Here is a 21,843-nt window from a genome sequence, read left to right as displayed (position 1 = left end):
CTCCATGCTTATTGGTATATGACAAAAATGAGAATTCTGTCCAATCTGGCTTACCGGTTTGAAGTATTTGCTTCGGTCGGCACCAATCTGATTCTGATGGTCGCCTCTATCTTCGTATGGAAAGCGGCTTACGGCGGCTCGATCGGACAAGTGGATTCGCTTAATTTAAGCGATCTGACTACCTATACGGTCGTTTCCATTCTGCTCTCGTCGATTTTCGTGTGCGACGTGCAGGATACGATTTATTCAAAAATCAGAGAAGGGCAGATCGTAACCGACTTCTACAGACCGATTCCGCTGCTCGCCTGTTATCTGGCAGACGACCTGGGCGGCTCCCTCAGCAATCTGGTGAACAAGGTGCTCCCGCTGATCCTGTTCGCTTCGCTCTTCTTCGGCGTTCCACTGCCGGCGTCCCTGACCGGGTTTCTTCTGTTCATTCCCAGCTGCCTGCTGAGCTACGGCATTCTTTGGCTGTTAAGCGCGCTTGTCGGTCTGATTGCATTCTGGGTCATGGAGCTCGGAAACATGGGAATTGTTAAAGACAGCATAGTAAGGGTTCTGTCGGGGAGTATTGTTCCTCTATGGTTTTTCCCGGAGAGTGTCCAGAATGTATCGAAGTTTCTGCCGTTTCAATATACCTTCCAGACCCCTCTTGGCATATACATAGGCGAGACCGGTCCGGCAGCAGCCTTAAGCTCAATGGCGGTACAGGCGGTATGGATCGGGATTCTATTCCTTCTTCTTGCCGCTTTCTGGAAGAAAACGAAGACTAAAACGCTCATCCAAGGAGGGTAACCGGATATGTCCGCTTTACGCCATTATTATTCGGTTGCGGCTTGCTTTGCCCGGCTCGCTATCCAGCGCCAATTGGAATATCCATTGTTCTTGTTCAGCTGGCTGCTGATGATTCCGATTCAATATTTTTCCGGCATCTGGATGCTGAAAATCATTGTCGACCGGTTCCAGCCGCTGGACGGGTGGGGTTTTCCGGAGCTGTCCTTTATCTACGGATTGGCATTGCTCAGTCATGGAATAATGGTTGTGCTCTTCATCAATACGTGGCATATGGATCATATGGTCATTAACGGTGCGTTCGACAGGCTGCTCCTTAGGCCTATGAATGTCTTCTTCCAGCTGGTGGCGAGCTACTTTAACTTTATCGGCCTGATCGATCTCATCCCAGGAACGATTATCTTCCTGTACGGCTGCCATCTGGTCGGATTTGAGTGGTCGGCTGCCAATATTGTAAAATTAATACTTGTCATCATAGGCGGCGTTCTCATACGCGCTTCTCTGTTCATCATACTGGGGACGATCGCCTTCTGGACCAAAAGAAACGCCTCGATGGTCGGCTTCGCCCTGGCGATGCTCGAACGTGCAACGATGTATCCGCTCGGCATTTATCCATATTTGATCCAGGTTCTGTTCACCTTCCTGATTCCTATCGGGTTCATCAGCTTCTACCCTTCGGCGGAATTTCTGCACAAGGCAAACGGATTCCAGCTTCCGTCGAATCTGGCGATATGGACGCCGGTGATCGGTATCGTCTGCTTCTTATTGTCCCAGCAGGTATTCAAATTCGGACTCAAAAACTACGAAAGCTCCGGCTCGTGAGGTGAAACGATAATGGCTGTAATTGAAATCAAGGACGTCGTAAAAGAGTATATTATCGCCAAGAAAGAACGAGGGCTGCGGGGCGCAATAAAGGGACTTCTATTTCCGGTGAAGAAGAAAATTCGCGGCGTGGACGGAATCAGCTTCTCCATCGAGCCCGGTGAAATCGTCGGATATATCGGCCCGAACGGCGCGGGCAAGAGCACCACGATCAAGATGCTGACCGGTATACTTCATCCCACATCGGGGTCGATCAGAATATGCGGGATTTCCCCCCAGGAGGACCGGAAAGCGGTCGTGAAACAGCTCGGCGTCGTGTTCGGGCAGCGTACGCAGCTTTACTGGGATTTACGGCTTGGCGAGTCTTTCGAGCTGTTAAGGCGAATCTATCAGATTGATACCGCAATGTACGAGGAGAACATGAGGGTGCTCAGCGAAGTGCTGCGTCTTGACGAATTTATCGATACACCGGTCCGGCAGCTTTCGCTCGGCCAGCGGATGCGCGGCGATCTGGCGGCAGCCATGCTCCACTCGCCTTCGTTGCTATTTCTCGATGAGCCAACCATTGGTCTCGATGCGGAGGCCAAACACGCGATCCGGAACTTCATCAAGGAAATGAATCGCATCCGCGGCGTTACGGTCATCCTGACCACTCATGACCTGGACGATGTCGAGCAGCTGTGCAGCCGGCTGGTGATCGTGAATAACGGCAAGGTCGTGGAGGACGGACCAATGGAATCGCTGATTCATAAGCTGACTCCCAAGCGCGTTCTGTTCATCGAGCTGCAGGAGCCGTGCAGCGATTTGGAGCACCCCTGCGCGGAGATCGTCAAGCAGGAAGGGCTCAAGATCTGGTACCAATTCGAGAAAAGCCGGATTTCGGCGGCCGAACTGATTGCCGATCTGTCCAAGAAGCTGCCGATCCAGGACTTGAGCGTCAAGGAGCCGGATATCGAAGACGCCATCCGCGAAGTGTATAAGTCCAGGTGAAAAGTAAACAACACCCCGCCCTCTTATCGTAAGTGGCAGGGTGTTGTTGCCCGGCTCGAGGTATCCCGGTATGCATGCCGGAATTGCGAAAGCAGGAATTTCCTTCTTACCGAATAAACCGCGCTTCGGTTTGCGTTCTTAAGCAGGAAACCCCCGTTTACAACCCCTAATTTACTCCGAACGGCCGCAGGATCCCTGCTTTAACAAGTAAAATCCCGGTTAACGACCAAATTTTACATTCGTTTGCCTCCCTAAGCAGGAATCTCCTGCTTGCACTCCAAATCCTGTCAGAGGCAGCGGGTTAGCCGCTGGCAATCGCTCCAGCATTGCTCTTCTTCGCGCTTCGAGCTGTTTTTGAATCCCCCGATTAATAGAATTCCGTTCAACCGGGTTCATCCTGGTAGAAAAAATTCGGCTTCAGCTCCGTGCTGTCGTAATGGGTATGAAAGATAGGGGTCGCAGCAGGTGATACAGGTGGTATGAGCCATGTCCAATCACCTGTAATGGAGCGCGAGCTCTGCCGTTCCCTCTCCTCAAACCGCCCAAACTGCTTGCTTGCGGTATGATGATCAACAATCGTCACACCGCTTGCTTTGAAAGAATGCAGGACCGCCACGTTGAGCTCGACAAGCGCCCTGTCCCTCCACAAACTCGACTCACGGCTCATATCGAGCCCGATAGCAGATGCCACCTTGGGCAGCATATTATAACGGAATTCATCGGCCAGGTTGCGCGCCCCAATCTCAGTCCCCATATACCAGCCGTTAAACGGTGCAGCTGTGTAATTCAGACCGCCGATTTCAAGTCGCATATTGGATACGATCGGAACCGCGTACCATTGTAACCCCAAATCGCCAATGGCTGCATACTCGGGATGGACAATCGACACTTTCATCACGATATGCTCAGGAATTTCAAACCATCGCGGTTTATCGTCCCCGAGCTGCACCACAAGCGGCAGAACATCGAAAGACGTTCCAGCTCCCTTCCAGCCGAGCTCCTGGCACAATGACGTCAGCTTTAATGAAACAGGATCGCCTACGACGCCATCCGCTGTTTCGTATCCCGCATAGCGAATCAGCTGATGATTCCATATCCGCGGCACGCATCTTTTATCACGCTCCTCCGGGGAGAAGATCGTGATCACCGGCAATATTTTGCCCCCGTTTGTCGCAAACTCAATATGCTGCAGCAGCTCCTGCGCGAGCGCTTCTTCCGTAGAGATATGTCGCGCGTCGCGAACGATCAAGGAGTCCCAGAAAAGGCGGCCGATACAGCGGTTGCTGTTGCGCCAAGCGAGTTTCGCCCCGTGCGAAAGCTCCTCGAAGGTATGCTCGTATTTGCCTTCATTCCTGATTTGGTTGTTGATTTCCTTAAGCCGTGCGACGGTTTCCTGTTCCGACTTGCCAAGCTCGCCATAACACATGCGGATAAACGACTCCGCTTCATCCATAAGTTGTTTAGTGTCCATGAGGATATTTTCTCGCATATCACGATCCTGCCATTCTTCTGATTTAGGTGGTTAGTTCTGGATCAGCGCATTGCGTACGGCCAGTATATATTTCGCCTGATCGAGCGGATTGACCCCTCTGCGGGTCCGCTCCACGTGAACGTCAGGCGGACAATCCCGATAGCCCGAGAACATGGTCGAGAGCGTGCCGCGCCCTTTCGTGAGCGAACCGAGCCTGGCGGGAAAATCTAGTGTCGTAGCCACCGGCAGCACCCCTTCAATCTCCATTCGCTCGCCCCGCACGACCGGCGTATCGAACTCTCCCCGCATGACGACCAGCTCATTCATCAGCTTGCCGCCGTATTCTTCGGGAACGGAGAGCCGAAACTTGAGCATCGGCTCGAGCAGCTTTGTGCCGATATTCGCCAGCCCATTCATGATGCCCATCGGCGTCGCGATTACGAAATCAAGCGGGTGCGTGTGCCAGACATGGTGCTCTCCTTCTATTAACGTCACCCGCAAGTCCGTTACTTCCCAGCCGAGCAGCCCCTGCTGCAGCGCTTCGGGCACCCGCCGCGCCACTTCGTTCTGATAGCTGCCCAGCAAATTCTCGCCACGCACTACTGAAGTGTACTCAAGTCCGCTGCCCCGTTCGCCCGGCTCGATCCGAAACCGCAGAATCGCCCAGCACGGCTTGGGCATTGTGTATGCGATGAATCCTTCACCCGCCCCGGCAGGCGTCTCTTTATAAATAACCGACGGGGCCCCGAATGTTACCTCCAGCCCGAACCGGCTGCGGAGAATGTGCGTGAGCACCTCCATCTGGATCGGTCCCATCACCTTCAGATGCAGCTCCCGCTCATCCTGCAGCCACTGCAGGTCCAATAGCGGATCTTCATCCGCGAGTTCGCTGAAGGCAGCCACTACTGCGGGGTATTCCGCCTCATTCCGCCAATGCACCTGAACGGTCAGCAGCGGAACGGCAAGCCGCTTCTCGCCCGGCACTCCCTCCGGGGAGCCGATAATGTCGCCGATCCTTGCCCGATTCCAGCCGCAGACAGCCGCAATGTCCCCGGCTCTGAGTATACCGATATCCTCCGTTTTCTGGCCGTGAACCCGGCGGATTTGGGTAACCTTATCCTGATATCCGCGGGTGTAATTGGATACCGTGTCGCGATTCCGAATAACGCCGTCGTAGAGACGTACATAAGCGATTTTGCCCATGGACGGATCCTTCTCCATCTTGAAGACGACACCGGAGACCGGCGATTCCTCCGAGCCGCCGGATGGCGGCAGATAACGTACCAACGCATCCATTAACTCTTTTATGCCGATTCCGCGATTCGAAGCGCCGAACAGAACGGGAAACAGCTCCGAGCGGTAAACGCCCTCCGTGATGGCAGGCACAAGCTCACCGGGTGTCAGTGCTGCTTCTTCCAGATACTTGAGCATCAGTCCCTCGCTCAGCTCAGCGGCCGACTCTCCGAGCAATTCAATGTAAGGCGTAATCGATGACGGCAGCGCTGCCGTTCCTTCGCCCAGCAAGTTGATCGGTCCGGTGAAGGAAGCTTCCGCTCCCTCCGGCGCCTGGACCGGTGCCGCCCGCTTCGACAGCAAGCGTCGGATTTGCTTTAATACAGCATCGGCATCGGCTCCGATACGGTCCATTTTGTTCACATATATCAGAGTTGGAATAGCCAAGTCCCGCAGTGCCTGCCAGATTACTTCGGTTTGAGCCTGGACGCCCTCAACCGCCGAGATGATCAAGACGGCCCCATCCATAACCCGCAGCGAGCGCTCCACCTCGGACAGAAAATCGACGTGCCCGGGGGTATCCACAAGATTGACCGGCGTACCCTTCCAATTAAACCGTGTAACGGCCGCCCTGACCGAGATGCCTCTCTCCCGTTCCACATCAAGCCAATCCGTCTGCGCCGTTCCGGTATCCACACTGCCCAGCGCACGTATGTGCCCGCTTTGGTAAAGCATCTGCTCGGTCGTCGTCGTTTTCCCCGCATCGACATGGGCGAAAATCCCGACATTCCGCAATGCCTGTTCCATATGCCCCTTCATCCTCGCCCGTCCCCTTCGCAATCATACGTCTATTATAACGCAACTCCCGCGATAAGGAAGCTTGCCGGCAAGGCGGTATTGTGTCCTCCATACTAACCCTGAAGGGGTTCTCCGTCGAAATAAACCTGCAACGCGCTATTGATGGAGTAAACCTGGTCAGCCCTCCAGTACCGCTTTCTTCGATAAACGTCTTTCGGAGCCCGGCTTCCCCTGCCAATTAACCAGAAAAATACCAACGCAGATTAACGCTCCGCCGGCACCTACATACCACTGCACCTTCTCACCAAGCAGCAGCCAGCTGGAGAAAACCGCAAACAGAGGCGCAAGAAACAGAAACGCGCTCGTCTTGCCCGGGTCCCCGTTCCGAAGCAAATAGAACCATCCCGAGAACTGCACGATTGAGCACATAATGGCGAGCCACAGCACAACTGCAACCGATTCACCCGTAAATATAAAAGCCGGGTGTTCCGTAACGGCGCTGAGAAAGAGCAGCGCAGCTCCGCCTGCTAGCATTTGATACGCGGCCAGCACAGTCATATCGAATGCGGGACCCCACCGTTTAATGAGAAGGGTGGCAGTCGCGAAACAAACCGTGCCCGCGAAACTGATCAAAGTCCCTGCCTGCATGCCTACATGCAAACCGAAGCTGAGGGCTACTCCGACAAAACCGAGAACTACCCCGGCCCACTGCCGCGGCTTGTAAACTGCCCCCGTAAGCAGTGTGCCCATTATGATTACGAGCAGGGGACTCGCACTGGTGATGATGGCAGACTCACCCGACGTTATCCAGTGCATGCTGAAGTAGGCACAGCCCATTACGCCTGCCGATTGGAACAGCCCGACTACAGCCGCCTGCAGCCACTGCTTCGCACCGCGCGGCCGCGGACGCTTCGCAACGATAACCGCCAGAAGCCCGCCCGCCAGCACGAAGCGGATTCCCATTAGAAAGAAGGGAGGTGCATACGATAGACCAATTTTGCCTATCGGGAATGCAACTCCCATCAGAAACGTCGTCAATAACACGAGACCGATATACTTCCATTTATTCATAATAAAAATCCTCCGTTTCCAACCCGTATGACTTAGTCTACATTGTAAAGGAGGGTTGGTTTCTTGTAAAATGATTATAATAGATGTTTTCCATCATATTAAACGATATCAGGGAACCGAAACTAGGGTAGGAGGTATCAGCTCAAATGGAAAGCGCGGATTTACGGGTATTTCAATCGGTTGCCCGCGAGGGTTCAATTACGAAAGCTGCCGCACGGCTCGGCTACGTGCAGTCCAATGTGACCGCCCGGATACAGCAGCTGGAAGCGGAGCTCGGTTCGGTGCTGTTCCACCGCCATAACCGCGGCATGACACTCAGTTCGAGCGGCAAGACGTTACTTGCCTACGCGGATAAGATCATCGGGCTGCTGGATGAAGCAGGCAAAGCCGTCTCATCCGACACCGAGCCGCGCGGGCCGCTCATGATCGGGTCCTCCCAGACGGCGGCGGCAGTCCGTTTGCCCCAGCTGATGGCGGCTTATTACAAACGGCACCCGAATGTCCTGCTGTCGCTTATAACGGGTTCTACCAATTTTCTTATCGATAAAGTGCTCCATTACGAACTGGACGGCGCTTTCATCGGCCACGAATGCGAGCATCCCGAGCTTGCGCAGATTCCCGCCTTCGTCGAAGAGCTTTGCATCGTTTCCGCCCCGTCTGTAGCAAGTCTCGGGGAGGCCTTGACCAGACCCGTTCTTGTATTCAGCCGCGGCTGCTCCTACCGGGACATTCTTGAGCAGTGGCTGTCGGCCAATGGCTTGAGTCATTCGATAATCATGGAGTTCGGCACTCTCGAAGCGATCCTGGGCGGCGTTGCAGCAGGGCTCGGCATATCGATGCTCCCTCGAACCGTCATAATGAAGCTTGAAGCGGAAGGCGCAGTTCGCACTCACGAGATCCCCGCCCCATTCGCCAGATTCATCAAAACCGTCTTCATCACACGCAAGGATGCGTTTATGAGCAGCGCTCTGCAGGCTTTTATCGGGGAGCTGGCCGGCCGGCTGCCTAATCCGGCAGAATGAATAAACGTCAACTAGCGTTCGGTAATCTTAATAATTTATGCCTGGCCGTCAAACCGATTCCTTCAGCCGTTCGTTACCTCTCTATGTAAACCATAATCAGCTTATGCTTCCGATGTGAGTTTCCTGCGTTCCTGCGCCGGAGCTTAGCATGGGAGCTATAGCAGATAAACTCTTGGGAGGTAGTTTGATGATCAGCAAAAGAATTGGAGCCCTTTTCATTGTAATGACGCTACTCGCAGCGCTTCTCTTGCCTGCTATCGGCGTATCGGCCGAGGGACAGGACGCAACGGTGACAACGGACGCGGATACAGCCGCGAAGCTCGGTTTACTGCTTGGTGACGGAGATGGCGTTACCGCAGCATACTTAGGCAAGAAATCCACCCGTCTGCAAGCTGCCATTATTTCGCTTCGTCTCCAAGGACAATTGGAGAAAGCTATGGCTTACACGGGAAAAACCACTTTCTCCGACGCAAATAAGGTGGGCAAAGCCAATCAACCGGTCCTTGCTTATTTGAAAAATCATCCTGAGCTTGGCTGGTCAGGTACGGGAGGCGGCAAATTCGATCCATCTGCCGAAATCAGCTCGAAACAGCTCTACAAGGTTCTCCTTGAGGTGATGGGTTTCAAATCCGGAACGGACTTCGCATATGCGGATACCGAGACTTTCGCGGGAACCAAAGGCCTGATGCAAATTAAAGGCAGCGCTTCCCTCACGAATAGCCTGATCGCTACAGCGCTAATCGAAGCTTTAAGCGCCGATACGGCTCATGGCCATACACTGTTCGCCATGCTTCAATCGGAGGGCGTCATTGCCGCGTCGGCATCGCTTCCTGCGGGCGAGCGGATCGGGCTTGGCAAAGATGCAAAGCTTGGCACTTACTTTACCGATAAGAACGGACGCACATTGTACTTCTTTACGAAGGACGCTGCAGACCTTAACGCATGCCAAGGGGACTGCCTGAAGGCTTGGCCGATTTTCTACTCCGACCAGCTTCAGATTCCATCTTCCTTAAGCGCCGCCGATTTCTCTGTGATGACCCGCGCAGACGGTACGAAGCAGACGACGTATAAAGGCTGGCCGCTCTATTATTTTGTTAAAGACAAGGCAGCCGGCGATGTGCTTGGCGAAGGCGTCGGCGGTGTCTGGTTCGTGGCTAAATCCGACTACGCCGTTATGCTCGGCACTTCCCCTACGCTAGGAAACTATCTGACCGACGACCATGGCCGCACGCTCTATTATTTCGATAAAGATACGCCGCAAACGAGCGCATGCGAAGGAAACTGCCTGGTTAATTGGCCGGCTTACACCGCTTCCGGAACAAGTAGCCCAACGGGCGTGGCAGGATCGGACTTGGGCGTAATTACCCGCACTGACGGCAGCAAGCAATCGACTTACAAAGGATATCCGCTCTATTATTTCATCCAGGATAAAGCACACGGCGATGTGAAGGGGCAGGATGTCAACCATGTATGGTTTGTCGTAGATCCGGCCAAATTCACCGGAACGACCGCCCCTCAGGCCAAGACCTATCATGTAGACATCAAGGATTATTCGTTCGGCACAGGTCCGCTGACCGTGGAAGCAGGCTCGCATATTGTTTTCACGAATTACGACGACATGCAGCACAACGCTGTCGCGGTTGACGGAAGCTTCGCCGTCCCCTTGCTTGCCAAAGGGGAATCGTACACCATAACGTTGAATAAAGCCGGAACCTATGATTATTACTGCGAACCGCACAAAAAATTTATGACCGGCCAGATTATCGTGAAGTGAGCAGGCAGTGATGACCATGAAATCGTTTAAACCGGCTGCCGTCGTTTCCATCCTGCTAAGTCTGCTGCTTCTCACGGCGTGCGGCTCAGGGAACACCAGTATTTCAAATCAGCATAACAATCACACGGCTTCCTCCAGCGGGGCGGCTTCGCAGAAGACTGACGGGAACACAGGTGATTCCGCGAATGCTGTAACGTCAACACCCGCACAGCCGTCTGCAGAGCATCAGTCAACAGCCGGAGATGATGCTGACAAGACCGCCGCACCATCCGGTCAATCAACCGCTTCCACAGGGCAGCAGGATGGAGAAAACAACGTCAGCGGGACCGGTAGCGCCGTTAGCGGTGAGAAGGCCGACTCTTCAGCCGGACAGACCGGCGCCGCCAAGACGGATGTTCATTCTTCCAATCAAACGGATACTGCAAAGAGCGGCAGTTCGTCTGCCAATAATTCGGATACTGCGAAGAGCGGCAGTACTTCTGCCGATAAGGCAGTCTCAGGCGCAGCCAAGTCGGATAGCCCATCTTCCGGTACTTCAGACGCTGCGAAGAAGGATGACGTAAAGCCGGCGGCTCAGACGTCCGAACCCGCCAAGGCGCCGGCTAAACCTGCCGCAGGACAAAATACCGCGTCCGGCACCGGAACTAAAGCAGCCGAACCGCAGGGAAAGGTCTATGTCGTGGAAATCTCCGATTTCGCCTTCTCGCCAAACAAGCTGGAGATCAAAGCAGGAGACAGCGTGAAATTTGTTAATAAAGACGCGGTTAAGCATAGCGCCACGGCCGATGACGAATCATTCGACACCGGCCAGCTGGCTCAGGACGAATCCAAGCTGGTGAAATTCGCCGATGCCGGGGAGTTTTCTTACTACTGCTCGCCCCACCCGGGGATGAAAGCCGTTATCGTGGTCACAGCTAATTAACTTGCACTCAATTTCTTGAGGGCGGCCGTTCACGGCTGTCCTCGTTTTTGATAAGATGGACGTAACTTATCTGTCCTGGAGGACAACCTTAATGCAGAATCTTTCCGATTATGAACTGATGCTGCTCATCAGAAGCAAACGGCAGGCGGCACTTTCCATTCTATATGACCGCTATGCGTCATTAATCTATTCGTTTGCCTGGAAGGCGCTTAAGGATGAGCCGGCAGCCAGGGATATTGTCCAATCAGTCTTCATGCGGCTCTGGACAACCGAATCGGAGTACGATCCGGGAAAAGGCCGGTTTACAAGCTGGCTGCTTACTATAACGCGCAACATTACAACGGACTGGCTGCGCAAACAACGGCGCGATAAAGCCGGGCTCGTCCCATACGTTCCGGAAGAACTCGAACGCATCCCCGATGCGAATACGGCGTCACCGGAGGAGCGTGCGGAACGGGAATCGGTAAAGGAACAAATCCGCAGTGCGTATTGTCATTTATCCAAACAGCAAATCATGCTGCTTGAGCATTTTTATTGGCAGGGCTACAGCTTGAGCGAGCTGGCCGCTATTTATAATCAGCCGCTTGGGACAGTGAAAAACCGGCTGCACCAGGCATTGAAAATATTGCGCAGACATCTGCTGGCAGAAGAGAGGGAATATGATGCGAGATGAAGATCGGCGGCCGGAATGCGATTTATGTTTGGACTATATATCCGGCGTCCTTACGGACGATGAGCATCTCGAATTCGAGCGTCATCTTCCCGGCTGCGAAGCCTGCAGGATGGAAATCGAGGAACTGCGCATCGTATGGGAGGCGCTTCCCACGGACATGGATTACATTGAACCGCCTGCTGACTTAAAGCAGCAGGTTATGAACGCCGTAATGACGGCAGAGATTGAAGCCGGAAACAGGATAACGGTAAGACGACGCCCGTACGGGAGACAACGGTACTTAGCCATAATTGGGGCAGCGCTTGCTTTGGTCTTCATCATTGGCACAGTCTGGAACGTGCGTCTCTATCAGGAGCGGACGGCTTCTCCTATTCCCATAGAGCAGGCATTATCCGTATCCGCCTCCCAAATCAAGGAGTTGACCCGATTAAATCCGCCATCCCCGAACACGTCCCGGGCATACGGCGTCGCATGTATAGTCGATAATGGGCAAAGCAGACAATTTGTCGTGTATGTCTTCCGGACACCGCCTACAAGCGGAGAACAGGCATACCAGGTCTGGCTCATCAAGAACGGCCAGCGCAGCAGCGCCGGCACATTCCGCGTAAATGACGACGGTGTCGGCTTACTGGCGATGCCGATTGCATCCGATTCCCTCGCTTACGACTCAATCGGCATTACGCTGGAACCGAGCGACCGGGGCGATCACCCGCGCGGCGCTAAGGTCTTAGGTTCGGCGTAGCTGGGGGTTACATTGCAAAAACCAAAAAAGTGATGAGTCCTGTAACAAAAGGATTCATCACTTTTTTCACATCGGTTATGTTTATTCATTACTCTTTGAAGTGGGAGATGTCCCCGTTCAAATGTATGACAGGCTGGTGATCCCGAAGCTCGACCATGCACAAGCAAGCAGGATGCAGAAACGGCGGGTTCCATATATGCTCCAATTCCCGTCCTTCAAAATGCGCCATAATCAGTTTTAAAGGTATGGTATGAGTCACGATCAGTATCGTTTGCCCCGGGTGTGCGGCAATAATCGACCGTACTTCGGGTACCGCTCTATTCCGCACATCGTAGAAAGACTCGCCGGATACGGGACGGTACAGATGAGGAGTATGCCAATATGCGTGATGCTCTTCCGGATATTGTTGATTCAGGTGCTCCTGCAGCTGGCCTTCCCAGCTTCCATTATATTTCTCCCTCAAATTATCACTCACAATGATTGGGACTGCCGTATTCATACTATATTCCCGGACTATCTCGGCCGTCCTGACCGTTCTGCCGCTCGAGCTGGCATATATAATATCAAACGTTACTTCCCTCAGAGCCTCCCCGGCCCACACCGCTTGTTTCGTTCCATACTCCGTTAAAGGTGAGTCGAGGTGTCCTTGAATTCTGCTCTGCGCATTCCATTCCGTTTGCCCATGCCGAACGAGATACAGTTTCGTGCTTGTCATATTGCCAGTCCACCTTTGTCTTATGATCCTGAGCTTCAAGCCTCCCATTCAGGGGGCAGCAGCCGCCTGTAGTGCGGCTGCAAATAACGGTCGTCGATGAGCAGCAAGCTGCCCCGATCCTGCTCCGAGCGGATCAGTCTCCCACCGGCTTGAAGCACCTTGTTCATGCCGGGGTACACATATGCATAGTCGAACCCATTCTTACCTGCTGCATCAAAATAATCCTTCATAATATTGCGTTCCAGGCACACCTGCGGCAGCCCGACGCCGACAATGATAACACCGGTCAGACGATCGCCCACCAAATCGATGCCCTCGGAGAAAATGCCGCCCATTACTGCGAAAGCGATGAGCGTTTGCTTGGCCCCCGCATCGAAAGCGGCAAGAAATCCTTCCCGGTCTTCCTCGGACATACCCGACGCCTGGATCATGGTGTTCATTTCGCCATCCAACACGTTGAACCGTTCATAAGCGTTATTCATATACTCGTATGAAGGAAAGAATGCGAGATAGTTCCCCGGCCGGTTCTTCACCTGCTGATGAATCAGCTGTACAATCGGCCCTTTCGTTTCCTCACGGTGCCGGTAACGGGTTGACAGCGGCTCAATATGCACATCCAGCTGCTCGCTGGAGAACGGCGACGGAATAGCCGCGGAGAAATCCGCTTCAAGATCCCCGCCAAGCATATCCATGTAAAAGTTAAGCGGTGACAGTGTGGCCGAGAAGAAAATGTGGGACCGGTAGCCTTTACCCATTTGCTTAAGTAAGTTGGACGGGTCCAGACAGAAGAGCTTGATCGAAACATTGTTTCTGATGGATTCGGCATATGTGACATAACGCTCGTCATACAGCTTGGCAATGCGAATGAAGCCCGCGGCCGCAAAATGGACGTCGAGAAGCAGTCCCGCATCAGCCCCTCCGGCACCGGCGGACGCCAGTATGCGCTCCGACACGGCAGTAAAAGCCTCCAGCAATTCTATTAGCGGCTTCGGCAGATCCTTGGTCACCTCTGTTTTGTTTTCTCCAATTTGCTTGCGAAGCGCGATGAAATAATCGTTGATCTTTTTGGCTGCGGAATGCAGCTCCCCGTTTCTGCCTTTATACTCCCGTTGAATAGTCAGAAAATCCGACTTGTTCAATTCGCTCGAATACATCTCCCGTGCCCTGTCCACTAAATTATGCGCCTCGTCGATAAGCAAGACGGTGTGACGTTTCTGCTCCTCGAATAGACGCTTCAGGCTGACGCGAAGGTCGAACACATAATTGTAGTCGCAAATCATCGCATCCGCCGCATAAGCCGCATCCAGCGCAAATTCGAAAGGACATACTTCATGCTTTCGCGCATATTGTTCAATAACAGCCCGGGTCATCAGTGATTCACTCGACAGCATATCGAGCAGCGCTTCATTGATTCGGTCGTAATAGCCGTCCGCATACGGACAATGCTCCTTGGAGCATCTCATCTCCTCCAGGAAACAAACCTTCTCCTTCGCCGTAATCGTTACCACATGAATGTGAAGTCCCCGCGACCTCAGCAGCGCATAGGCTTCTTCAGCGGCCGTTCTTGTGATAGTCTTGGCAGTCAGGTAAAGAATCCGCCCAAGCAAACCTTCCCCGATCGCCTTGACGGAGGGGAAAATGGTCGATATCGTTTTCCCGATGCCCGTCGGCGCTTTGGCGAACAGCTTCTTGCCGTCCGCAATCGATTTATATACCGCACCCGCGAGCTTCCGCTGTCCTTCGCGATACTTCTCAAAGGGAAATTCAAGCTCTCTTATGCTTGCATCCCTCGCCTGCTCATGCCGGTGTTTAAGCTGCGCGTATGGAAAATACGCTTTGACCATATCGTGAATAAACTGCTTTAGCTCTTCAAAAGAAGCCTCCAGGACAAAACGTTTTCGTTCCTCGGATTGCACTTGGACGTAGGTCAGCTGAACCTGAATTCGTTCAAGCCCTTCTTCCTTTGCGACCATGTAGGCGTAACATTTCGCTTGAGCCCAATGCACAGGATAGGTCTGAGGCGTAATGGCGGATAACTCGCCCGCCGTCGATTTGATCTCATCTATCGTCACATGGTGATTTTCACGCAGAAGGCCGTCGCATCTCCCGTCAATGACAAAGAGAAGATCGTTGTACAGGATCTCCTCCGACACGTATACTTCCTTACGGTCCAGCTCGGCATAGTCCTTCTGAACTTTCTGGTGCGCCTTCGTGCCTTCCGTTAACGTGTTAATCGTCCGAAAGCCCGAATCGATGCTGCCGCTTCTATATACATATTCAACCAGTGCCCGCACTGAAATCTTGACGATATCCGGCATAAGATCTCCTATTCAGCCAATTGTAAGAACATCTGTTCTTCATTGTATCATCAATATGAGATCTGTGCCAAACCTGTAAAACAGAAAAAAAGCCATCCCGACAATTAGTCTGGGATGGCCTTTATATTTGAACGCCTTTTTTGAGCAATTTGAGGTCGCCGTTCGAATTATTGAGCGCCGGCAGCATTTTCATGCTTTTCACCATAGGTGTCTGGCAGATATGGCAGGTCGGTACATGCTCGAATGCGAAATTATCACGCATCCAGCTTTTGCAGCCTTCTTTCTCGCATGACCAAATCATTGTGTTTTCCTCGGGAATATCCTCTAACGGTTTTTTTCTGTTATACAAGACTGATCCCTCCTTTGAGTCTAAGAAGAAGTTTTACATATCAGAAAAAGATCCAGAGTTGCTTTGCTGATAGTTAAAAAAACTGCCCTCAACACATGTTAAGGGCAGTTTTGTCAGACAGCTTGAAAATACTACAGTTTTACAACGTTTTCTGCTTGTGGTCCGCGGTTGCCTTGAACAACGTTGAACTCAACGCGTTGACCTTCGTCAAGCGATTTGAAGCCGTCGCCAACGATTGCGCTGAAATGTACGAATACGTCGTTTCCGCCTTCAACTTCGATAAAGCCGAAGCCTTTCTCAGCGTTAAACCATTTAACTGTTCCTGTTTGCATGGGTATTACCTCCACTTTTAAATTAACATGTACCTTTTTATTCAAGAAACCAAATAAAAAATTCACACATTGAGAAAGGTTCCATCTTTCGCAAATGATAACCCTTTTCAACACATGAATTCAGGTTCTTTTTATGGATAACATCATCTTATCATAACTTAATCTGAAAAGCAAATGTATCCAAGTATTATTTTGTCGCTTGCTTGGAGAGAATCAATCACTCCAATAAGTATATCCTTCATGCTCTTCCATTATGCCACATCTCCACATAAAAATCCACCGGGGAATTCCTCTGCCGAGTGCTTCCCCGGGCAATGTCGCAAAATATGCTATCCGCGTGCCGAGAGCACCATGTCCGTGCGCTGCTTGATTTGCTCCAGCAGCTCGGCTTCCGTAATGCCTTCCGCGTTGATCACCGGCAGATCGGCTTGCAAGTCGGCCATGCCCATAACATCCTTGTCCTGCCCTGTAATAACATAACAAAGGACATCCGGCACATACGTCTGCTGGGTAGTGTCAAGATCGACCACATCGTACCCGTTTTGCTGAAGCGAGTCTTTCCAGTGGCTGAGCGAGTTTTCAACGGCAATCTTTCTCATGGTTTACCTCCCTGTATAATGTCTGCCAACACCTCCTATATTGTGCAGCTTCCAGCTTGATTTATACATGCAGCTGCTCCTGCTCTTTATCATCTTCCAGCAGCTCGACCAATACCTTCAACTGTTTAAACGTATCCATATAGGCATACCGTCCGCCTGTGTACTCGCCCTTCTGCAGCAGCTGCATTTGATTGCCTTCGAGAAGAGCAATCTTCTCCTTCATTCCCTTAATCACAAAAGCGATGTGGTGGGGTCCTTCACCGTGCTCATCCAGATACTCCCGCCAAGTGCTCGGATTATGATCGGGCTCAATTAATTCAAGCTGCAGGGCGCCCATGTCGAAGAAGGCAAGCTTGGCGCGCGCTTCGGTCGCCTGACCGCGGAATTCCGTGCGGGCGGCGTCTACCGTATCCGTCAGGAACCACTCCGGCTTCGCGATGCCGAAAAAATCAGCGTAAGCCTGGCTTGTGGCGTCGATATCATTCACCAGAATACCGATCTGAGTAATCACATTCGTTCCGAGAATTCCTTTAGGCATGTTTGGCACATCTCCTCTTTAAGTTTTGGATACGCGGACTCCGTCCGATTGACTCGCCTGGTTGATTTGTCGCATCAATAACTTGAGCTGCTCGTTCATTTCAATGAGCTGCTCCAGGGGCAGGCTGCTGGAAGCAAACAGCGATTGCGGAATACAGACCGCTTTCTCCTCAAGAGCGCGGCCTGCTTCGGTTATACGAACGACCACCACCCGTTCATCCTCGGATGAACGCTTTCTCTCGATAAGATCGGCTGCTTCCATCCGCTTGAGCATCGGCGTCAGCGTTCCCGAGTCAAGGTCAAGCACCTCGCTCAACTCCTTGACCGTACTGTGCTCCCGTTCCCACAGCACAAGCAGCACCAGATACTGCGGATACGTAAGACCAAGCTCATCCAGCAGCGGCCGGTACATCCGCGAGATTGCCCTTGAGGCTGCATATAAAGAAAAACACAGTTGATTATCAAGCTTAAGGTATTCAGTCCGGCTCATTGTATCAGCCTCTTTTCGCCAAATTAATTTGTGTGCAATTAAATTTCGTGGTAATGTCAGCATAGCCCGCCGAACAGGGCACTGTCAAGCGTCCGGCTGCGGTTAGACGGCAACGGGTATTTAACAATTTCCCTTGATATAATTAAGCAAATACTTATAACGATAAAGGATGAAGCGAAATGGCATTCGGGATCATCAGAGAAGAATTGGCAGAGTGGAAAGAGGCGGTGACAAAAGGCGAAATAGCCTTCCTGACCCATTTCTGGTTTGACCCGCGGTTTCCGGACGTCAAAACGGTAACGAAAGTTGGCTGCTCCAACCTTGAGCTTCTGTCTCAGTGGTGTGCCGGACACGGACTAGACCCCACATATATCCATAACCGACAGCCGTTCCCCCATTTCGACTTAATAGGGACAAAACAGAAGGAAATTTTACAGAAGGAAAAGCTATGGAAGCACTTGAAGCGCTTCGGAATGCTTTAAGCCAGCAGCAAAAATCCATCCAAATTCTCAAAACATACAGCTTGCGGCGCCCTGATCCTATCGGAAATTACTAGAGCAGAAATATGAATTTTTTCGATTTTATTCGACAAATAAAAACATGCTATAATAGATAATGTTACCAAATCCGCAACTATTGAACTAGAGGAGACGGAGGATCTTGCATGAAAAAACAGTGGGTTGCTCTAGCGGCTGTTTTATTGCTTTTGGCAGGCTGCAGTACAAATACGATGTCAGAGGTGGAAGAGCCCCCGCCGTCCAAGACGATGGCCAAACCGACACTTAGTTTGCAGGTCACAACGGCCGGGAGAAGCGCTACGTTGACCATTACTACTAATTTGAGGATGTCGGAAGACGACTTTGATATGGAGCGAGTGGCCGGTGAAGGCCATATTCATCTATATCTGGACAATGGGGAGAAGCTTATGATTGCCGATAAACAATATACTTTCAAGAATTTGACGCCGGGCAAGCATACTGTTAATGTATCGCTTCATAACAATGACCACACACCTTACGATATCGCTAAGCAAATCGATTTCGTGATCAAATGACAGGAGTCCAGGTATGATTCGAACCATTAGCCTGCAGTTCAAACTTGTCGTTCTGGTCTCGCTCGTCATCTTGGCGATGACAGTCATCATCGTTTCATTTCATGCCCAAAGTCTGCAGCAAACGGTACGCCAAGCTCTCTTCAGTCAGATGACCGGCATCACGACCGCACTAAACGCCAGATATGAGGAATCAAGATCCGTTAAAGATATACAACAAATGTTCGATTACATACAGCTTCGGAATGCTAACGTGCTCGAGTTGACCCTGCACGGGAGCGACAGGTATATTCTCGCCTCAACGGATAGAAGCCTCATAGGACGCGTCTCTCCGAAATATGTTGGAGAAACGTTGATAGACAGCAAGACTCTTGTGGACCAACAGCTGCTTAATGGCGATGAACCAAAGGTCCGGCTGCTTGCGCCCCTGCTTGAGGATGGCACTACGGTCGGCGCCATCGAGCTTTTGTTAAACATAAGCGTCGAGGAAGCACTAATCAAAAATAATGTCATGAGCTCGATAGTGGTAGGACTCATATGCGATATCGGGTTTGTAATCCTATTGTGGTTCAGCCTTCGAAAGCTGCTGGTGAGACCCCTGCTAACCCTGCGCCAGGCGGCGATAGCAATAAAGCTCGGGAAACGAACCACGAGGCTGCAAATGAACGCTTCGCTCGAAATAACAGAGGTAGCCGATGCTTTCAACGACATGGTGGAAAATTTGGATGCGCGATACGGCGAATTGAGGCAAGCGCTGCATACGCTTCAGAGTACACAAGAACAGCTGGTTCAATCAGAGAAAATGTCCGCGCTGGGCAGGCTGGTTGCCGGCGTCGCACATGAAATAAACACGCCGCTCGGCGTTGGCGTTACGGCAATTTCGTATCTGGATCAGCGGACAAAGGATTTCACCGGGCTGTATGAGCAGAACCGCATGAAAAAGTCGGATCTGGAAAGCTATATTAAGATGGCTCAGGAAACAACCGGTATAATCCAAACGAATTTGCTTCGCGCTTCCGAGCTTATCAAAAGCTTCAAGCAGGTATCAGTGGATCAATCGCATGAAGAAAAACGCACGTTTCGGCTATTGGAATATATAGAGGATATCCTGCGCAGCTTGCAGCCGACGATCAGAAAAACAAGACAGCGGATAGCCGTGCTAGGCGATTACAATATGGAAGTGACTTCAAATCCGGGCGTTGTATCCCAAATCGTTACGAATCTCGTAATGAACTCGCTCACACACGCATATGAGCCGGAGGATGAGGGTTATATGCTGTTACGCATTCAAAGCGAGAGAGGCCATCTCATCATCCAATACGCCGACGACGGTAAAGGAATGCCTAAACACGTGGCCGATAAAATTTTCGACCCGTTCTTCACGACCAACCGCAGTAAGGGCGGCACCGGACTTGGCATGAATATCGTGTACAATCTTATCACCCAGAAGCTTGGCGGGACAATTCACTGCTATAGTGAACCGGGCCGAGGTACAACGTTCATAATCGATATCCCTACAGGACAGGAGAAGACGCATGAGCTACAACAATTCGCTTGAAGAAGAAGTGTTTTTTTTCGCCGAAGAAAATGAGAGCGTTCCGCTGCGTACGGCGGACATGTGGAAGGTCGTAATAATCGATGACGACAAAGAAATTCATCAAGTGACCAAATTGGTCATGAGCGACTTCGAGTTTGAAGGGAAAGGGATCGAATTCATCAGCGCTTATTCGGCACGCGAAGCTCGTGAAATCCTCTCCCTCCATGCGGATACTGCGTTCATCCTGCTTGATGTCGTTATGGAGGAGGACGATTCGGGCCTGCAGCTGGTCAAATACATTAGAAACGATTTAAAAAACAGCAGCGTCCGCATTATGCTTCGTACCGGTCAGCCCGGACAGGCGCCGGAGAAAACCGTCATTCTCGAGTATGATATTAACGATTATAAGGAAAAGACGGAGCTAACCAGCCAGAAGCTGTTCACCATGTTCGTCTCGGCGCTTCGCGCATACCGGGATATCACGGTCATTGAGAAAAATAAGATTGGACTTGAAGAAATCATCAAATCTTCGGCAAGCCTGTTCGAATTGCAATCGCTGGGGAAATTCTCGTCCGGTGTGCTGCTGCAGCTGACGAGCATTCTAAATCTGCACAAGAACGCACTTCATGTCGGCAGCATCAGCAGCTTTGCGGCAACGAAAGGCGAGCAGGATTTCATCATCATGGCTGCGACCGGTGAATATTCGGGACTTGTCGGCGAGCGCGCCCACGGAACGATTCCGGTCGCCGCCATGCAGGAGATGCAGCAGGCCTTCGAACGCAAACGCAGCGAATTTTACGATTCGCATTTCATCATTTATTTCGAGAGCAAGTCAGGCTCCGAAAATGTCATCTATTTTCGCGGCGGCGCCCCGCTCAGCGAGTGGGACCGATATTTGATCGAAATTTACTGTGCGAACGTCTCCGTTGCTTTCGAAAATCTTTATCTGAATGAAGAAGTGGTCAATACACAGAAGGAAATCATCTTTACTATGGGGGAAATTGCTGAAACTCGTTCACGGGAGACAGGCAACCATGTGAAAAGGGTCGCTGAATATTCGAAGCTGCTGGCGCTGAGGCTCGGGCTGCCTGAGAAAGAAGCCGAGCTGCTGCGGCTTGCTTCGCCGATGCATGACGTCGGCAAAGTCGGCATACCGGATTCGGTGCTGAACAAGCCGGGCAAGCTGACGCCCGAAGAGTTTGAGCTGATAAAGACACATACGACGATGGGCTTCAGTATGCTAAATCATTCGAAGAAAGAGATTATTCTTACCGCAGCGATCATTGCTCTTGAGCATCACGAGAGGTATGACGGGACCGGTTATCCGAATAAGCTCAAGGGAGAAGAGATACATATTTTCTCCCGCATTACGGCCGTAGCCGATGTATTCGATGCGCTCTGCAGTGACCGCGTTTACAAGAAGGCTTGGCCGATCGAAGAAGTAGTCGCATTACTTCGTTCGGAAAGCGGCAAACACTTTGATCCGAACGTCGTTGATATTTTCCTGGAGCATCTTGATGAAGTGTTGGAAATAAAGGCCGATTATGCGGACCGCATTATCTCGTAACTTTAAGTATTACCGTTTGTTGGGGGCGCCCGCCTTTT

Annotated in this window: 22 protein-coding genes; 12 read left to right on the top strand and 10 right to left on the bottom strand. The window is 51.7% G+C overall.

Annotated elements, in window-relative coordinates:
* Positions 1–18 precede the first annotated feature (18 nt).
* From KZ483_RS02475 to KZ483_RS02465, 3 genes are read left to right on the top strand one after another with little or no spacing between them, the layout of a single operon-like run.
* On the top strand, positions 19–795 hold the full coding sequence (locus tag KZ483_RS02475) for an ABC transporter permease (protein ID WP_220351210.1): 777 nt from the start codon (positions 19–21) through the stop codon (positions 793–795).
* A 6-nt stretch (positions 796–801) separates the two neighbouring features.
* Positions 802–1,614: an ABC transporter permease gene (locus tag KZ483_RS02470; RefSeq protein ID WP_220351209.1), complete on the top strand. Its 813-nt coding sequence runs from the start codon at positions 802–804 to the stop codon at positions 1,612–1,614.
* A 12-nt stretch (positions 1,615–1,626) separates the two neighbouring features.
* Positions 1,627–2,604 (top strand): ABC transporter ATP-binding protein, encoded by a 978-nt coding sequence (locus tag KZ483_RS02465; protein WP_220351208.1) that lies wholly within the window; start codon positions 1,627–1,629, stop codon positions 2,602–2,604.
* Between the two features lie 382 nt (positions 2,605–2,986).
* Here the strand turns inward: KZ483_RS02465 and KZ483_RS02460 are convergent, their stop codons facing one another.
* From KZ483_RS02460 to KZ483_RS02450, 3 genes are all read right to left on the bottom strand, one after another.
* Positions 2,987–4,075 (bottom strand): nitric oxide synthase oxygenase, encoded by a 1,089-nt coding sequence (locus tag KZ483_RS02460; RefSeq protein ID WP_220351207.1) that lies wholly within the window; start codon positions 4,073–4,075, stop codon positions 2,987–2,989.
* Between the two features lie 51 nt (positions 4,076–4,126).
* Positions 4,127–6,115 (bottom strand): GTP-binding protein, encoded by a 1,989-nt coding sequence (locus KZ483_RS02455; RefSeq protein ID WP_258881511.1) that lies wholly within the window; start codon positions 6,113–6,115, stop codon positions 4,127–4,129.
* A gap of 168 nt (positions 6,116–6,283) precedes the next feature.
* Positions 6,284–7,177, bottom strand: a complete 894-nt coding sequence (locus KZ483_RS02450; protein ID WP_220351205.1) for a DMT family transporter — start codon at positions 7,175–7,177, stop codon at positions 6,284–6,286.
* A 146-nt stretch (positions 7,178–7,323) separates the two neighbouring features.
* Here KZ483_RS02450 and KZ483_RS02445 point away from each other — a divergent pair, with 146 nt between their 5' ends.
* The 5 genes from KZ483_RS02445 to KZ483_RS02425 all read left to right on the top strand — a co-directional run bounded on the left by KZ483_RS02445 (position 7,324) and on the right by KZ483_RS02425 (position 12,310).
* On the top strand, positions 7,324–8,199 hold the full coding sequence (locus KZ483_RS02445) for a LysR family transcriptional regulator (RefSeq protein ID WP_220351204.1): 876 nt from the start codon (positions 7,324–7,326) through the stop codon (positions 8,197–8,199).
* 187 nt (positions 8,200–8,386) lie between these two features.
* Positions 8,387–9,973, top strand: coding sequence for a plastocyanin/azurin family copper-binding protein (locus KZ483_RS02440; protein WP_220351203.1), 1,587 nt, complete (start codon positions 8,387–8,389; stop codon positions 9,971–9,973).
* 16 nt (positions 9,974–9,989) lie between these two features.
* Positions 9,990–10,895, top strand: a complete 906-nt coding sequence (locus tag KZ483_RS02435; protein ID WP_220351202.1) for a plastocyanin/azurin family copper-binding protein — start codon at positions 9,990–9,992, stop codon at positions 10,893–10,895.
* 91 nt (positions 10,896–10,986) lie between these two features.
* Positions 10,987–11,568 carry an RNA polymerase sigma factor gene (locus KZ483_RS02430; protein ID WP_220351201.1) on the top strand — a complete coding sequence of 194 codons (582 nt, stop codon included), beginning with the start codon at positions 10,987–10,989 and terminating at the stop codon, positions 11,566–11,568.
* A gap of 28 nt (positions 11,569–11,596) precedes the next feature.
* Complete coding sequence (locus tag KZ483_RS02425; protein WP_220351200.1) at positions 11,597–12,310, top strand: anti-sigma factor; 714 nt, start codon at positions 11,597–11,599, stop codon at positions 12,308–12,310.
* Positions 12,311–12,398: 88 nt separating this feature from the next.
* On the opposite strand, the gene KZ483_RS02420 is transcribed toward KZ483_RS02425, so the two are convergent.
* The 7 genes from KZ483_RS02420 to KZ483_RS02390 form a co-directional block, all read right to left on the bottom strand.
* Positions 12,399–13,025, bottom strand: coding sequence for a histidine phosphatase family protein (locus KZ483_RS02420; RefSeq protein ID WP_220351199.1), 627 nt, complete (start codon positions 13,023–13,025; stop codon positions 12,399–12,401).
* 35 nt (positions 13,026–13,060) lie between these two features.
* Positions 13,061–15,343, bottom strand: coding sequence for an ATP-dependent DNA helicase (locus KZ483_RS02415; protein ID WP_220351198.1), 2,283 nt, complete (start codon positions 15,341–15,343; stop codon positions 13,061–13,063).
* Between the two features lie 121 nt (positions 15,344–15,464).
* Positions 15,465–15,692, bottom strand: coding sequence for a cold-shock protein (locus KZ483_RS02410; RefSeq protein WP_220351197.1), 228 nt, complete (start codon positions 15,690–15,692; stop codon positions 15,465–15,467).
* Between the two features lie 131 nt (positions 15,693–15,823).
* Positions 15,824–16,024, bottom strand: coding sequence for a cold-shock protein (locus KZ483_RS02405; protein WP_040951936.1), 201 nt, complete (start codon positions 16,022–16,024; stop codon positions 15,824–15,826).
* Positions 16,025–16,353: 329 nt separating this feature from the next.
* Positions 16,354–16,623, bottom strand: a complete 270-nt coding sequence (locus KZ483_RS02400; RefSeq protein WP_220351196.1) for a YkuS family protein — start codon at positions 16,621–16,623, stop codon at positions 16,354–16,356.
* A gap of 61 nt (positions 16,624–16,684) precedes the next feature.
* Positions 16,685–17,161 carry a VOC family protein gene (locus KZ483_RS02395; protein ID WP_220351195.1) on the bottom strand — a complete coding sequence of 159 codons (477 nt, stop codon included), beginning with the start codon at positions 17,159–17,161 and terminating at the stop codon, positions 16,685–16,687.
* Positions 17,162–17,179: 18 nt separating this feature from the next.
* Entirely contained in the window at positions 17,180–17,650 is a 471-nt protein-coding gene (locus KZ483_RS02390; protein WP_220351194.1) for a MarR family winged helix-turn-helix transcriptional regulator, read from the bottom strand.
* A 179-nt stretch (positions 17,651–17,829) separates the two neighbouring features.
* Between KZ483_RS02390 and KZ483_RS02385 the strand changes: the two genes are divergently transcribed.
* The 4 genes from KZ483_RS02385 to KZ483_RS02370 all read left to right on the top strand — a co-directional run bounded on the left by KZ483_RS02385 (position 17,830) and on the right by KZ483_RS02370 (position 21,805).
* A complete protein-coding gene (locus KZ483_RS02385) occupies positions 17,830–18,132 on the top strand; it encodes a hypothetical protein (protein ID WP_220351193.1) in 303 nt (100 codons plus the stop codon).
* Between the two features lie 182 nt (positions 18,133–18,314).
* Positions 18,315–18,704: a hypothetical protein gene (locus KZ483_RS02380; protein ID WP_220351192.1), complete on the top strand. Its 390-nt coding sequence runs from the start codon at positions 18,315–18,317 to the stop codon at positions 18,702–18,704.
* 13 nt (positions 18,705–18,717) lie between these two features.
* Entirely contained in the window at positions 18,718–20,259 is a 1,542-nt protein-coding gene (locus KZ483_RS02375; RefSeq protein ID WP_220351191.1) for a sensor histidine kinase, read from the top strand.
* On the top strand, positions 20,237–21,805 hold the full coding sequence (locus KZ483_RS02370) for a DUF3369 domain-containing protein (protein WP_258881510.1): 1,569 nt from the start codon (positions 20,237–20,239) through the stop codon (positions 21,803–21,805). Before KZ483_RS02375 ends, KZ483_RS02370 begins: the two co-directional genes overlap by 23 nt.
* Positions 21,806–21,843 lie beyond the last annotated feature (38 nt).

Origin of the sequence: Paenibacillus sp. sptzw28, assembly GCF_019550795.1 — a bacterium.
Lineage (GTDB): Bacteria > Bacillota > Bacilli > Paenibacillales > Paenibacillaceae > Paenibacillus_Z.
This window is presented reverse-complemented; position numbering and strand designations above follow the sequence as displayed.

Bases quoted from the DNA above. Each gene is read 5' to 3' on its own strand.
- KZ483_RS02395 (WP_220351195.1), bottom strand. From the start codon at position 17,161: ATGCCTAAAGGAATTCTCGGAACGAATGTGATTACTCAGATCGGTATT.
- KZ483_RS02405 (WP_040951936.1), bottom strand. From the start codon at position 16,024: ATGCAAACAGGAACAGTTAAATGGTTTAACGCTGAGAAAGGCTTCGGC.
- KZ483_RS02470 (WP_220351209.1), top strand. From the start codon at position 802: ATGTCCGCTTTACGCCATTATTATTCGGTTGCGGCTTGCTTTGCCCGG.
- KZ483_RS02455 (WP_258881511.1), bottom strand. From the start codon at position 6,115: ATGGAACAGGCATTGCGGAATGTCGGGATTTTCGCCCATGTCGATGCG.
- KZ483_RS02385 (WP_220351193.1), top strand. From the start codon at position 17,830: ATGGCATTCGGGATCATCAGAGAAGAATTGGCAGAGTGGAAAGAGGCG.
- KZ483_RS02475 (WP_220351210.1), top strand. From the start codon at position 19: ATGACAAAAATGAGAATTCTGTCCAATCTGGCTTACCGGTTTGAAGTA.
- KZ483_RS02450 (WP_220351205.1), bottom strand. From the start codon at position 7,177: ATGAATAAATGGAAGTATATCGGTCTCGTGTTATTGACGACGTTTCTG.
- KZ483_RS02445 (WP_220351204.1), top strand. From the start codon at position 7,324: ATGGAAAGCGCGGATTTACGGGTATTTCAATCGGTTGCCCGCGAGGGT.
- KZ483_RS02430 (WP_220351201.1), top strand. From the start codon at position 10,987: ATGCAGAATCTTTCCGATTATGAACTGATGCTGCTCATCAGAAGCAAA.
- KZ483_RS02460 (WP_220351207.1), bottom strand. From the start codon at position 4,075: ATGGACACTAAACAACTTATGGATGAAGCGGAGTCGTTTATCCGCATG.
- KZ483_RS02435 (WP_220351202.1), top strand. From the start codon at position 9,990: ATGAAATCGTTTAAACCGGCTGCCGTCGTTTCCATCCTGCTAAGTCTG.
- KZ483_RS02370 (WP_258881510.1), top strand. From the start codon at position 20,237: ATGAGCTACAACAATTCGCTTGAAGAAGAAGTGTTTTTTTTCGCCGAA.
- KZ483_RS02420 (WP_220351199.1), bottom strand. From the start codon at position 13,025: ATGACAAGCACGAAACTGTATCTCGTTCGGCATGGGCAAACGGAATGG.
- KZ483_RS02375 (WP_220351191.1), top strand. From the start codon at position 18,718: ATGATTCGAACCATTAGCCTGCAGTTCAAACTTGTCGTTCTGGTCTCG.
- KZ483_RS02400 (WP_220351196.1), bottom strand. From the start codon at position 16,623: ATGAGAAAGATTGCCGTTGAAAACTCGCTCAGCCACTGGAAAGACTCG.
- KZ483_RS02440 (WP_220351203.1), top strand. From the start codon at position 8,387: ATGATCAGCAAAAGAATTGGAGCCCTTTTCATTGTAATGACGCTACTC.
- KZ483_RS02415 (WP_220351198.1), bottom strand. From the start codon at position 15,343: ATGCCGGATATCGTCAAGATTTCAGTGCGGGCACTGGTTGAATATGTA.
- KZ483_RS02465 (WP_220351208.1), top strand. From the start codon at position 1,627: ATGGCTGTAATTGAAATCAAGGACGTCGTAAAAGAGTATATTATCGCC.
- KZ483_RS02380 (WP_220351192.1), top strand. From the start codon at position 18,315: ATGAAAAAACAGTGGGTTGCTCTAGCGGCTGTTTTATTGCTTTTGGCA.
- KZ483_RS02390 (WP_220351194.1), bottom strand. From the start codon at position 17,650: ATGAGCCGGACTGAATACCTTAAGCTTGATAATCAACTGTGTTTTTCT.